Source organism: Streptomyces sp. CA-250714 (assembly GCF_050936705.1).
GTDB lineage: Bacteria > Actinomycetota > Actinomycetes > Streptomycetales > Streptomycetaceae > Streptomyces.
Genome location: NZ_JBNJMI010000001.1, coordinates 2,572,810 through 2,585,482, shown reverse-complemented (window position 1 = coordinate 2,585,482; position 12,673 = coordinate 2,572,810). Strand labels below are relative to the sequence as shown.

Genomic DNA, 12,673 nt, shown 5'->3' with positions numbered 1-12,673 from the left:
ATTCATCAGATGAACGTCAATCGGCCCCCGCCTGTGGACAGCCGCGGGCGGCCGTCGCTCACCTGCGTACGCTGGAACGCACACGGCCGCCGCGCCCAGCGCATCGCGGTGCCACGCGCGCGACCCACGCGGTGCCGCGAGCGGCCGTGGCCCGTTCACCGCCGTCGACCCCCGAGGTGCCCACGTGTCCCCGCGTCGTAACCGCTCCCGCAGCGGCGCCGTCAAGTCAGCCAAGGCCGCCCGCACCGGCTCCGGGGTGCGGCGCGGCGGCGAGGAGCGGAGCGAGCGGGAGCGCTACGGCCTGGAGCGCACCGAGGACTGGCGGGGCGAGGAGTGGGCGGTCCGCCAGATAAGCGGGGGAGCGGCGGTCAAGCACTACCGGTGCCCCGGCTGCGACCAGGAGATCCCGCCCGGCGTCCCGCATGTCGTCGCCTGGCCGGTCCAGGGAGATGTGGCCGACCGCAGGCACTGGCACCGCGCCTGCTGGAACGCGCGGGACCGCCGGAGTGCCAGACTCCAGCGGTCCCGTAACGCGCCGCGCTATTGAGGCAACCCGCGTTGTCGAGCGGGCAGCCCCCGTATTCGGTTACACGTCGCGCTTGTTCAGCAGCGCGTATGCCACGGTGAAGACGACCAGGGTGACGACCGCCAGGCCGCCGAGCAGCGGCCAGCCGGTGGCGTCCTGGTCCTCGCTCATGGGGATGCGGTAGAGGGAGGCCAGCCCGTTCAGCGGGGAGTACTCCATCAGCTTCTCGCGGATGTCCTGGAGGGCCTCGCCTGCCATGAACAGCGCCATCACCAGCGGCAGCAGGACGACGCCCATCATTGTGGTGATCGCGCCCGCCGAGTGCCGCAGCAGTGCGCCGACCGCCAGCGACAGCAGCCCCAGCAGTGCCACATACAGCCCCGCGCCGACCGTGGCACCCAGCCACTCGCCGCTGGAGGCGACCAGCTTCCCTCCTTCGAAGGACCCACCGAAGTCGCTGTCGCCCACGTACGAGGGACGCGTCTGGTCGCTCAGCATCGCGGAGTTGATGAGCGCGGTGAGGGTGCAGGCCAGCGTCGTCATCACGAAGGCCAGCACGAAGAAGACCAGCGCCTTGGCCAGCAGCACCCGGCCGCGCTGCGGGCAGGCGGTGAGGGTGGTGCGGATCATTCCGGTGCCGTACTCGGAGGTGATGACCAGCACGCCGAGCGTTATCACGCAGATCTGGCCCAGCATCAGCCCGAACAAACCGCTGGAGAGCAGCGGCATCCCGGTGTAGGTCTCACCGCTCAGCCCCAGGGCCGTCAGCAGGCCGATGCCGACGACGAGCGCGAACATCACGCTCAACGTCCAGACGGTGGAGCGAACGGTGCGGATCTTCGTCCACTCCGCGACCAGCGCGTGACCGAGGTGGGTCCGCGCCATCGGGATGGGCGAGCTGTACGGGGCGATCCCCTGCGGCCACTCGGCCTGCGGAGCCGCCTGGGCCGCGTGCTGCTGGGTGCTCATCAGGCGTCCTCGCCTTCGTTCTTGGCGGCGCTGCTTGCGTGGTGACCGGGGTTGCCGGGGTTGCCCTTGGCCATCGGATCGGCCGGGGGCGCGGGGCTGGCGGAAGGTGGCGCCGGGGTGCCGGTGGCGTACGGGTTCGGGGCGCCCGCTCCGCCCGCGGGGGCCTGCGGCGCCCGCATCTGGAGCGTGCCGCCCTCGGGGGCGCCCCGCGGCGGTACGGCGTCCTGCGGCGGCAGTACGGGGTCCGGCTGTGGCGCGCCGCCGTACAGGCCCCCCTGTGCCGGGGCGCCGTGCGGGGGCGGCGGCATCTGCGGTGCGGCGGCCATCCCCGGTACGGCAGCCGACTGCGGCGGCACCATCCCGGGTGCCGTGCCCGGTGCCGACTGCTGCAGCCCCGCGCGCATGTCGGCCGTCGAGCGGTAGTCCACCGAGCCCTGGGTGAGCCGCATATACGCCTCTTCCAGCGAAGCCTGGTGCGGCGAGAGTTCCCACAGCCGGACATCCGCGCCGTGTGCCAGATCGCTGATGCGCGGCAGCGGCAGCCCGGTGACACGGAGTGCGCCGTCCTCCTCGGGCTGCGCCTGGCCGCCGGCCTCCTGCAGGGCCGTGAGCAGCTTCTCGCGCTGCTCCGGCTCGCCGTCGGGGGTGCGTACCCGGGCGAACCCGATGGAGTTGCGCTCGATGAACTCCTGCACGGACATGTCGGCCATCAACTGCCCGCGCCCGATGACGATGAGATGGTCGGCGGTCTGCGCCATCTCGCTCATCAGATGGCTGGAGACGAAGACCGTACGGCCCTCGCTCGCCAGCCGCCGCATCAGGTTGCGGACCCACAGGATGCCCTCCGGGTCGAGGCCGTTGACCGGCTCGTCGAAGAGCAGCACCTGGGGGTCGCCGAGCAGCGCGGCCGCGATGCCCAGCCGCTGGCCCATGCCGAGCGAGAAGCCCTTGGAGCGCTTCTTGCCGACGTCCTGGAGCCCTACGACGCCGAGCACCTCGTCGACCCTGCGGGCCGGGATGCCCGACAGTTGGGCGAGCGAGAGCAGATGGTTGCGCGCGCTGCGGCCGCCGTGCACCGCCTTCGCGTCGAGGAGCGCACCGACCTGGCGGGGTGCGTTGGGCAGCCCGCGGAAGGCGTGGCCGCCCACGGTGACCCGGCCGGACGTCGGTGTGTCCAGCCCCAGGATCATGCGCATCGTGGTGGATTTCCCGGAGCCGTTGGGCCCCAGGAACCCGGTCACGGCCCCTGGCCGCACCTGGAAGGACAGGTTGTACACGGCTGTCTTGGCGCCGTAGCGCTTCGTCAGGCCGTACGCCTCGATCATCCTTTGCCCCTGGACGCAGGTCGGGGCTCACTCGCCCCCGGACATGGCCTAGGAGGTTACGGGGCCCGCAATTGGTTCCATGAGGCGCCCCCCGGGGAAGCCGGGGGGTGGCTGCTCAGGCGTCGCGCTTCTTGAGGACGACGAAGCCCGCAATCAGCGCGGCGGCCGTCCAGGCCACCATGATCAGCAGCCCCTCCCACGGCCCGTACGGCCGGTCCAGCGTCTCGGGCACCACGGCCATCACCGTCGTGCCCGCCTGGTCGGGGAGGTACTGGCCGACCTTCTTGGTCGCCTCGACATTGCCGAGGATGTTCGAGATGAGGAAGAAGAACGGCATCAGGATCGCGAACGCCAGCAGCGGACTGCGCAGCACGAAGGTGATACCGACGGCGAACATCGCGATCAGCGCCATATAGAGACCGCCGCCGACCACGGCGCGCAGCACTCCCTTGTCGCCGATGCCCACCCCGTGCGAACCCAGCAGCGCCTGGCCGAGGAAGAACGCGCAGAAGCTGGTGGCCATGCCGACGACCAGCACCAACGCACCCGCGATCAGCACCTTGCTCCACAGGAACGTGCCCCGCTGCGGTACGGCGGCCAGCGAGTTGCGGATCATGCCGGTGCTGTACTCCGCCGAGACGATGAGCACCCCGAAGGCGATCATCGCGAGCTGGCCGAGGCCCATCCCGGAGAAGCTGGTGTAGGTGGCGTCGAACGTCAGCCGGTCCCGGGTGGACATGTCGTCGAAGGTGGACGCGGTCACCCCGCAGATCAGCGCGCCGAGGCCGACGGAGACGATCAGTGCGGTGGCGAGGGTCCAGCCGGTGGAGCGTACGGAGCGGACTTTCGTCCACTCCGACTTGAGTACCCGCGTGGTGTGACTCATCCCCTGCGCCCCTTCCTCCAGTTCTCGCCCCACCCGGAAGGCGCCTGCGCTCCGGGCGGCGCACCACCACCCGGCGGAACCGTGCCCCCCGGCGGTACTTGCGGGGCGGCGCCCGGCGGCAGCGGCCCGGCGCCGGGCGCGTAGGCGTGGTACTCGACGCTCTGCGCCGTCAGCCGCATGAACGCCTCCTCCAGCGAGGCCCGCTGGGTGCTCAGCTCGTGCAGCACCACCTGGTTCGCGGCGGCGAGTTCACCGATCCGCGGCGCGTCCCCGCCGTCCACCTCCAGAGCGCCGTCCTCGGCCCTCGCCGGCCGCAGTCCCGCCTCGACGAGGATGTCCAGCATCCGCTCCGGCTCGGGAGTGCGGACCCGTACGTGCGTACGGGAGTTCTCCGCGATGAACTGCGACATCGAGGTGTCCGCCAGCAACTTGCCCTGACCGATGACGACCAGATGCTCGGCGGTCTGCGCCATTTCGCTCATCAGATGGCTGGAGACGAAGACCGTACGGCCCTCCCTGGCCAGCTGCTGCATCAGGGTGCGGATCCAGTGGATGCCCTCCGGGTCGAGCCCGTTGACCGGCTCGTCGAACATCAGGATGCGCGGGTCGCCCAGCAGCGCCGCCGCGATGCCCAGTCGCTGGCCCATGCCGAGCGAGAAGCCCTTGGGCCGTTTGCGTGCCACGTCCTGGAGGCCGACCATCTCCAGCACCTCGCCGACCCGGCGCTCGGGGATGCCGTTCGACTGGGCCATGCACAGCAGATGGTCGTACGCTCTGCGCCCCCCGTGCACCCCCTTGGCCTCCAGGAGCGCACCGATGCTGTTGAGCGGTTCACGCAGCTCGCCGTAGTGCTTGCCCTCGATACGTACGTCGCCCCGGGTCGGGGCGTCGAGGCCGAGCACCATCCGCATGGTCGTGGACTTGCCCGCGCCGTTCGGCCCCAGGAAGCCGGTGACCGTACCGGGACGTACGGTGAAGCTGAGACCGTCGACGGCGAGCTTGTCGCCGTACCGCTTGGTGAGGTCCCGCAGCTCGATCATTCTTCGACGCTAAAGGGCAGCCCCGGCCCTCGCCAGTCGTGCGCATTATCCGCACATCACTTGCACATGTGGGGGCCAACTTTCCGTCACAGCGGCGGGGAATTGTGCGGCGGCGCGGAGAAATGCTGCGGCGCGCGGGTCGGTGGGATATCGAACCCACCGACCCGCGCGCCGGAAAAACAAGCCGCGTGGAGGCCCCGGTTAACGGCCCCGCGCAGGCGTTCAGCGGGACTGCTGGGCCGGGACCGAGCGGCCCGCGGTCTCCTCGTCCGCCGCTTCCTCGCCGGGCTGCCCCGCAGCGGCCACAGCCGCGCCGGTGAGCGTGGCCAGCATCTCGCGCACGTTGGTGAGCTGCGCGTTGATGCTGTCGCGGCGGTTGGTGAGCGCGGCCAGCTCGCGCTCGGACTCGCTGCGCACCCGGTCGGCCTTCGCGTTGGCGTCGGCGACGATGTCCTCCGCCTGGCGCTGAGCCGTCTCGACGGTCTGCCGGGCGCGGCGCTCCGCGTCCGTACGCAGCTTCTCGGCCTCCAGGCGCAGCTGCTCGGCACGGTGCTCGATCTCGGCGAGCCGCTTCTCGGCCTTGGCCTGACGGGAGGCCAGGTCTCGCTCGGACTGCTCGCGGCGCTTGGCGAGGTTCGTCTCGAAGTCGGCGGCTGCCTGGGCGGCCTTGGCGCGGGTGTCCTCGAAGAGGGTGTCGGCCTCCTCGCGCTTGGACTGGGCGTCCTTCTCCGCCTCGCTGCGCAGCGACGCGGCCTCGCTCTTCGCCTTGTCGACGATGCGGGCGCCCTCTTCCTCGGCCTTCGCCTTGCGCTCGGCGGCGAACGCCTCGGCGTCGTTACGCACCTGCTGCGCCGCGCCCTCGGCGAGCTCGCGGTGCTGCTCGGCGGCGCGACGGGCCTCCTCGCGCAGGTCCTTGGCCTCTTCCTCCGCGAGGCGGAGGATCTTCTCGACCCGGGCACCCAGCCCGGCGTACGACGGCTCCGCGTCGTTGACCTGAGCCTGGGCGTTCTGCGTTTCGAGGTGCAGTTCCTCGATGCGCTTTTCCAGAGAGGTGATACGGGCCAGGGCGCTGTCACGGTCGGCGACGAGCTTCGTGATGCGGTCGTCCACCTGCCCGCGGTCGTAGCCACGCCGCACGAGCTCGAAGCCGAAGGGGGAGGAAGTGTCGCTCATGGGGTTCCTGTCGAGTCAGACGGGTTATCAGACGGGGGAGTGATAGAGGGAATCCTAGGGGTCGAAGCGGCGTGTCATCGAGCTTATGCGTGTTTGATCTGGAGAATGTGCCCTCATTCGGGTGGCTAACTCTCCGAACCCTTGCCACTCGAACGAGTTGTACCAGCGCCAACGCCCGCTGTCACACCACCCTTTGCGCCGGTGTCACGTCCGCCCTTTTTGCCGGACCCCGAACCGCGTCCCGACCCGCCGCCCGAACCGGATCCATTGCCGGAGCCGGAAGCGGAATCGGAACCGGAATCAGAACCCGCCGCCGGTCCGGAACCTGACCCGGCTGCTGCCGCGGCGCCCGGCGTCTCGAACGACTCCAGCGCCTCCAACACGTCCTGCACGCGGGAGATCTCCGCGTTGATGTCCTCCTGGCGCCGCATCAGCACATCCAGCTCGCGCTGCCCCGCCTCGACCGTGCGCCGCGCCTCCTCGGTGGCCTCGTCGCGCGCCTGCTGCGCCTCCCGCAGCATCGCGGCCTTCTTCTGCTCGGCCTCCTTGAGCAGGCCCTCGGCCTTCTTCACGGCGGCGATCCGCACCCGGCCGGCCTCCGCGTCGGCGTCCGCGCGCAGTTCCGCCGCCTTCGCCCTGGCCTCCGCCAGCTGCTCCTCCGCGGCCTGTACGAGCTTGTCGCAGCGCTCGCCCGCCGACTGCATGGCCTCGGCCGCCTCCCGGCGGGCCCGCTCGTGCAGCTCCTCGACCTCCGCCTCGACGCGGTTGCGCAGCTCCTCGGCGCGCTCGCGGATCGCGCCGGCGTCGCTGCGCGCCTCCTCCAGCATGGTGTCCGCGTCGGAGCGGGCCTTCTCGACCAGCTCCCGGCCCTCGGCCTGCCCCTCGGTCACCAGCCGCTCGGACTCGGCGCGTGCGGCGCCGACCATGGAGTCCGCCTGCTCCTCCGCTGCGGCCTGCGTACGCAGCGCCTCCTCCTGGGCCTTGGCGAGGAGCTGGTCGGCCTGCTCCGCGGCCTCGCTGCGCTTCTTGGCGGCCTGCTCGCGTGCCTCGTCCAGCAGCCGCTGCGCCTCGGCGCGGGCCTCCTCGCCGATCCGTTCGGCCTCGGCGCGGGTCTCCGCGTCGAACCGCTCGGCCTTCGCCCGCAGTTCGCTGCTGAACCGCTCGGCCTCGGTGCGGGTCTCCAGGCTGAACTGCTCGGCCGCAGCGCGGGTGTCGCGGTCGAACTGCTCCGCCTCGGCCATCGCGTCCGAAACGGTCCGCTCGGCAAGCGACTTGGCGGCCTCGGTCTCCTCCTGCGCCTCCCGGCGCAGCGTCTGCGCGGCGAGCTCGGCGGCCGACCGCAGCCCGGCGATCTCCTCCTCGGCCTCCGCGCGCAGCCCCGCGACCGAGTCCCGTACCTGCTGGGCCGTCTCCTCGGCGGACGCCACCAGTTCGGCCGCGCGCCGTTCGGCCTCCTCGGTCAGCCGCTCGGCCTCCTCATGGGCCTCGGCCACCCGCTTGCGGGCCGCCGCCAGCAGCTCCTCGCTCTGCTCGCGGGCCTCCGTACGCTCCTGGTGCGCCTCCTCGCGGGCCGCCGTCAGCAGCTCCTCGGCCTCGCGCCGGCGGCGGGCCGCCTCCTCCTGGGCCGCACTGAGCGCCTCGGCGGCCTCCGCGTTCGTCCGCTCGGCAGCCGCGTCCGCCTCGGCGCGCACCCGGTCGGCCGTCGCCCTGGCCTCCTCGCGCAGCCGTTCGGCCTCCGCCGCGGCCTCGCTGCGCAGCTGGACGGCGACCGACTCGCCCTCGGCGCGGGCCTGCGAGGCGTCCGAGGCGGCCTCCGTGCGCAGCCGCTCGGCCTCCTCCTCGGCCTGCTCGCGCAGCGTGCGTACCCGCTCCGCCGTCTCGGAGCGCAGCCGCTCGACCTCGGTCCTCGCCTCGTCCCGCAGCCGCTCGGCCTCGGTGCGGGCCTCGGTCAGACCGGACTCGGCCTCCGCCAGCCTGGCCTCGGCCTCCTCGTGCAGCCGTGTCAGCTCCGCCTCGGCCTCGGCCCGGCGCTCGCGGGCCGCCTGCTCGGCCTCCTCACGGGTCCGCCGCGCGGCCTCGTCCGCCTCGGTACGCGTCTGCTCGGCCTGCTCCTCGGCCTGCGAGCGCAGCTCCTCGGCCTCCGTACGGGCCCGCTCCAGCGCCTCCTCGGCCTGCTTGCGCAGCGTGGTGGCCCGCTCGATCGCCTCCGTACGGACGCGCTCGCTCTCCGTGGTCGCCTCGGTCCTGGTCTCCTCGGCGTCGGCCTTCGCCTTGCCCAGCAGCTCCTCGGCCCGGCTGGCGGCCTCCTCGATCTGCTGGACGGCGTCGCGGCGGGCCTCGCCGCGGATCTTCTCGCCCTCCTCGACCGCCTCGGCCCGCAGCTGCTCGGCCTCGCCGCGCAGCCTGCGCGCCTCCTCCTGGAGCTCGACCGTCTTGGCCCGGTACTCCTTGGTGTCGTCCTTGGCGGCGCCCTTGAGCTGCTCGGCGACATCGTGTGCCTCGGCGCGCAGCCGGTCGGCCTCCTCCTCGGCCTCCCTGCGCAGCCGCTCGGCCTCTTCCGAGGCCGACTTCGTGGTGGCCTTCGCCTCCTCGGACGCCCGGGTGAGCACGTCCTCGGCCGTCCGGGCCGCCTCCGCCAGCTGGTTCGCGGACTCCTCGGCCGTGGTGGTCCGCGCCTTCTCGCGGGCCTCGGCGATCATCCGCTCGCTCTCGGCCCTGGCGTCCTCGCGCAGCTGCTCCGCCTCGGCCTTGATCGCCTCGGCGTCCTTGGTGGCCTGCCCCACCAGCCGTGCCACCTCGGCCTTGGCCGTACGGGTGCGCTGCTCGTTCTCCGACTCGGTGTCAGCGAGCCGCTTGCCCGCCTCCTCCTCGGCCTCCTGGAGCTTCTCGGTGGCCTTCTCGCGGGCCTCGCGCAGGGCCTCCTCGGCCTCGCGCATCCGCTCCTCGGCGCGGCGCACCAGATCGGCGGACTCGCGCCTGCTGGTCTCCACCTCACTGGCGGTGGAGGTACGCAGCTGCTCGGCGTGGTCGGTGGCCTCCTGCGCCTGTGTGGAGGCGGCGTTGAGCAGCCGCTCGGCGTCCGCGCGGGCCCGCCGCAGGATCGACTCGGCCTCGCTACGGGCCTGCTCCGCCTCCGCGTTGAGCCGCTGCCGGGACTCCTCCGTCAGCCGCTGCGCCTCGGCCCGTGCCCGGGCCAGGGACTGCTCCGACTCCGCCCGGGTCTCCTCCATGAGACGGCGGGCCTGCTGCTCGGTACGGGCCCGCAGCTGCTCGGCCCAGGCCACGTTCTCGTTGACGTGGTTCTCCACCGTGGCGCGGCGCTCGGCCAGCTCCTGGTCGAGCTGCTGGCGGCGGCGTACCGCCTCGGCGTGCAGCTCCGCCTCAAGCCGCGACTGCTGCTCGGCCTGCTCCTGGAGCAGCCGCTGCGTCTGGGCGCGCGCCTCGCGCAGCTCCCGCTCGGCGTCGGCGCGCATCTGGTCGGCCTGGAGCTGGGCGTTGCGGAGCAACTGCTCGGCCTGGTGGGAGAGATTGTCGTATCCGGCCGGGCGCGTGGCCAGGGCGCGGCGCGCCTCGTGCAGCTTGGCGCGCAGCACTTCGACCTGGTAGCCGAGGTCGTCGGCATGCTCGACGGCCTTCTCCCGCTCCTTCTTCAGCCGCTCCATCTCGGCCTCGAACTGCGAGAGGTGATCGTCAGCCTCGTAGCGGTCGTAGCCCCGCACTGCGCGGTCCCATCCGTCCCCTGGTAGTCGTGGAGATGATCCGAGCCCTCTCTCCGGACTTGATTAGACACGTCACCCGGAAATGGTGTCAGATCATCGGCGGAACGTGGACCGAGCCCCCAGCCCGGAGATCTCCGTACGGGTGGGGAGGGCCCGCCCCGGCCGAATCCCCACTCTACCGGGCGGGGAAGCGGACGTCAGTGGTCCGTTGGTGCGGCTGTGGCCGAAGGGACACCGGCTCAGTGCCCGTCGCCGTCGGGGGGCGTCGCGGACGTCACCAGTTCGGTGAGCACCCCGTGACAGTCCTTCGGGTGCAGGAAGGTGATCCGCGAGTCCATGGTGCCCTTGCGGGGTTCGTCGTAGAGGACGCGGACGCCCTTGTCGCGGATGGCTTCCGAGTCGCCGTCCACATCCTCGGTGCCGAACGCGATGTGGTGGACGCCCTCGCCGTTCTTGGCCAGCCACTTGGCGACCGTCGAGTCCTCGCGGATGGGCTCCAGCAGCTGGAGGTAGGACGCGCCGCCGTCGTCCGTGCCGTTGATCCGCAGCATGGCTTCGCGGACGCCCTGCTCCTGGTTGACCTCGGTGTGGAACACCTGGAAGCCGTAGGTGCGAGAGTAGAAATCGACGGTGGCTTCGAGGTCCCGGCAGGCGATTCCGATGTGGTCGATACGCGTCAGCATGCAGAACAGTGCAGCGCTCTCCGCGCGGTTACGCAACGTGCGCACGGTCACACTCACCGACGGGTGACCCGGGCTGGTACTGCTCAGTATCTTGAGCGGTAACCCTCGTTAACTTCCCCCCGGAAGGGAACCCCTCATGACTCCCACTTCCAGCAGCACCACATCCGTGATCGTCGCAGGCGCCCGAACTCCCATGGGACGGTTGCTCGGCTCGCTGAAGTCCTTCTCCGGGGCGGACTTGGGCGGGTTCGCCATCAAGGCGGCACTGGAGCGGGCCGGTATCGGCGGGGACCAGGTCGAGTACGTGATCATGGGCCAGGTGCTCCAGGCCGGGGCGGGGCAGATCCCGGCGCGCCAGGCCGCGGTCAAGGCGGGCATCCCGATGAACGTTCCGGCACTGACCGTGAACAAGGTGTGCCTCTCCGGGCTCGACGCCATCGCGCTCGCCGACCAGCTGGTGCGCGCGGGCGAGTTCGACATCGTCGTGGCCGGCGGTCAGGAGTCCATGACCAACGCCCCGCACCTGCTGCCCAAGTCCCGCGAGGGCTACAAGTACGGCGCCCTCGAGGTGCTGGACTCCATGGCGCACGACGGGCTCACCGACTCCTTCGAGGGCATCGCCATGGGCGCCTCCACCGAGAAGCACAACACCCGGCTGGGCATCCCGCGCGAGGTGCAGGACGAGATCGCGGCCCGCTCCCACCAGCGCGCCGCCGCGGCGCAGCGGGACGGGCTCTTCCAGGCGGAGATCACCCCCGTTGAGATCCCGCAGCGCAAGGGTGACCCGGTGCTCTTCTCCGAGGACGAGGGCATCAGGGGCGACTCGACCGCCGAGTCGCTGGGCAAGCTTCGCCCGGCGTTCGCCAAGGACGGGACGATCACCGCGGGTTCGTCCTCGCAGATCTCCGACGGCGCCGCCGCGGTGGTCGTGATGAGCAGGACCAAGGCCGAGGAGCTCGGGGTGGAGTGGATTGCCGAGATCGGCGCCCACGGGAACGTCGCCGGTCCCGACAACTCCCTCCAGTCGCAGCCCTCCAACGCCATTCAGCACGCGCTGAAGAAGGAGGGCCGCGCTGTCGAGGATCTCGATCTGATCGAGATCAACGAGGCGTTCGCCGCCGTCGCCCACCAGTCAATGAAGGACCTCGAAGTCGGCCCCGAAAAGGTGAATGTGAACGGCGGCGCCATTGCCCTGGGGCACCCCATCGGAATGTCGGGAGCCCGCATCGTTCTCCACCTCGCGCTGGAGCTGAAGCGGCGCGGGGGCGGTCTGGGCGCAGCCGCCCTGTGCGGAGGCGGCGGCCAGGGCGACGCCCTGATCATCCGCGTCCCGTAAGAGGGAACCGGACAGTCGGTCACAGCCCGGAACGGAGCGGTTTCAATGGTGGATGTCGCAGCGCTGGTGGCGGGAGCCAGGGAGGGAGCGCCGCGGGCGGTGGCGCGGCTGATCTCCCTCGTCGAGGGGGCATCCCCGCAGCTTCGCGAGGCCATGGCGGCCATAGCCCCGCACTGCGGCAACGCCTATGTGGTCGGCCTCACAGGATCGCCCGGCGTCGGCAAGTCCACCACCACGTCGGCGCTGGTCAGCGCGTACCGCACCCAGGGCAAGCGGGTCGGTGTGCTGGCGGTGGACCCGTCCTCGCCGTTCTCGGGGGGCGCGCTGCTCGGTGACCGGGTGCGGATGGGTGAGCATGCATCCGATCCGGGGGTCTACATCCGTTCGATGGCCACCCGCGGGCATCTGGGTGGCCTGGCCTGGGCCGCTCCGCAGGCGATCCGGGTGCTGGACGCGGCCGGGTGCGACGTGATCCTGGTGGAGACCGTCGGCGTCGGGCAGTCCGAGGTGGAGATCGCGGCGCAGGCCGACACCAGCGTGGTGCTGCTCGCACCCGGTATGGGCGACGGCATCCAGGCCGCGAAGGCCGGAATCCTGGAGATCGGCGACGTATACGTCGTCAACAAAGCCGACCGGGACGGCGCGGACGCGACCGTGCGCGAGCTCAACCACATGCTCGGCCTCGGCGAGGCCCGGCAGCCGGGTGACTGGCGCCCGCCGGTGGTCAAGACTGTGGCCGCCCGGTCGGAGGGCGTGGACGAGATGGTCGCGGCGCTGGACAAGCACCGCGGCTGGATGGAGGAGCGCGGGGTGCTCGCCGAGCGCCGCGCGGCGCGGGCCGCGAAGGAGATCGAGACCATCGCGGTCACCGCGCTGCGCCGGCGCATGGGCGAGTTGCGGGGCGGCAAACGGCTCGACGCGCTCGCCGCACGCGTGGTGGGCGGGGCGCTGGACCCCTACACAGCGGCGGACGAACTGGTCGAGGGCGTCACCGAAGGGTGACGCCCTGACCTGGG

The 12,673-nt window shown here is 71.6% G+C and carries 10 protein-coding genes; 3 read left to right on the top strand and 7 right to left on the bottom strand.

What is annotated here, in order from left to right:
• Positions 1-184: 184 nt before the first annotated feature.
• A complete protein-coding gene (locus ACQEU8_RS11235; protein ID WP_433099436.1) occupies positions 185-547 on the top strand; it encodes an ATP/GTP-binding protein in 363 nt (120 codons plus the stop codon).
• A gap of 39 nt (positions 548-586) precedes the next feature.
• On the opposite strand, the gene ACQEU8_RS11230 is transcribed toward ACQEU8_RS11235, so the two are convergent.
• The 7 genes from ACQEU8_RS11230 to mce all read right to left on the bottom strand — a co-directional run bounded on the left by ACQEU8_RS11230 (position 587) and on the right by mce (position 10,321).
• Positions 587-1,495, bottom strand: a complete 909-nt coding sequence (locus tag ACQEU8_RS11230; protein ID WP_433099434.1) for an ABC transporter permease subunit — start codon at positions 1,493-1,495, stop codon at positions 587-589.
• The gene (locus ACQEU8_RS11225; RefSeq protein WP_433099432.1) at positions 1,495-2,820 is read right to left on the bottom strand and encodes an ATP-binding cassette domain-containing protein; all 1,326 of its coding nucleotides are present in this window, start codon (positions 2,818-2,820) and stop codon (positions 1,495-1,497) included. Before ACQEU8_RS11225 ends, ACQEU8_RS11230 begins: the two co-directional genes overlap by 1 nt.
• A gap of 115 nt (positions 2,821-2,935) precedes the next feature.
• Positions 2,936-3,706, bottom strand: a complete 771-nt coding sequence (locus ACQEU8_RS11220) for an ABC transporter permease subunit (RefSeq protein WP_433099430.1) — start codon at positions 3,704-3,706, stop codon at positions 2,936-2,938.
• Positions 3,703-4,746 carry an ABC transporter ATP-binding protein gene (locus tag ACQEU8_RS11215; RefSeq protein ID WP_433099428.1) on the bottom strand — a complete coding sequence of 348 codons (1,044 nt, stop codon included), beginning with the start codon at positions 4,744-4,746 and terminating at the stop codon, positions 3,703-3,705. Before ACQEU8_RS11215 ends, ACQEU8_RS11220 begins: the two co-directional genes overlap by 4 nt.
• 222 nt (positions 4,747-4,968) lie before the next feature.
• The gene (locus ACQEU8_RS11210) at positions 4,969-5,919 is read right to left on the bottom strand and encodes a cellulose-binding protein (RefSeq protein WP_433099426.1); all 951 of its coding nucleotides are present in this window, start codon (positions 5,917-5,919) and stop codon (positions 4,969-4,971) included.
• A gap of 125 nt (positions 5,920-6,044) precedes the next feature.
• Positions 6,045-9,638: a polarized growth protein Scy gene (gene scy / locus ACQEU8_RS11205; protein ID WP_433099424.1), complete on the bottom strand. Its 3,594-nt coding sequence runs from the start codon at positions 9,636-9,638 to the stop codon at positions 6,045-6,047.
• Positions 9,639-9,877: 239 nt separating this feature from the next.
• Complete coding sequence (gene mce, locus ACQEU8_RS11200; protein ID WP_433099422.1) at positions 9,878-10,321, bottom strand: methylmalonyl-CoA epimerase; 444 nt, start codon at positions 10,319-10,321, stop codon at positions 9,878-9,880.
• Positions 10,322-10,457: 136 nt separating this feature from the next.
• Between mce and ACQEU8_RS11195 the strand changes: the two genes are divergently transcribed.
• Entirely contained in the window at positions 10,458-11,657 is a 1,200-nt protein-coding gene (locus tag ACQEU8_RS11195; protein ID WP_433099420.1) for an acetyl-CoA C-acetyltransferase, read from the top strand.
• Positions 11,658-11,702: 45 nt separating this feature from the next.
• Complete coding sequence (gene meaB, locus ACQEU8_RS11190; RefSeq protein WP_433099418.1) at positions 11,703-12,659, top strand: methylmalonyl Co-A mutase-associated GTPase MeaB; 957 nt, start codon at positions 11,703-11,705, stop codon at positions 12,657-12,659.
• Positions 12,660-12,673: the final 14 nt, after the last annotated feature.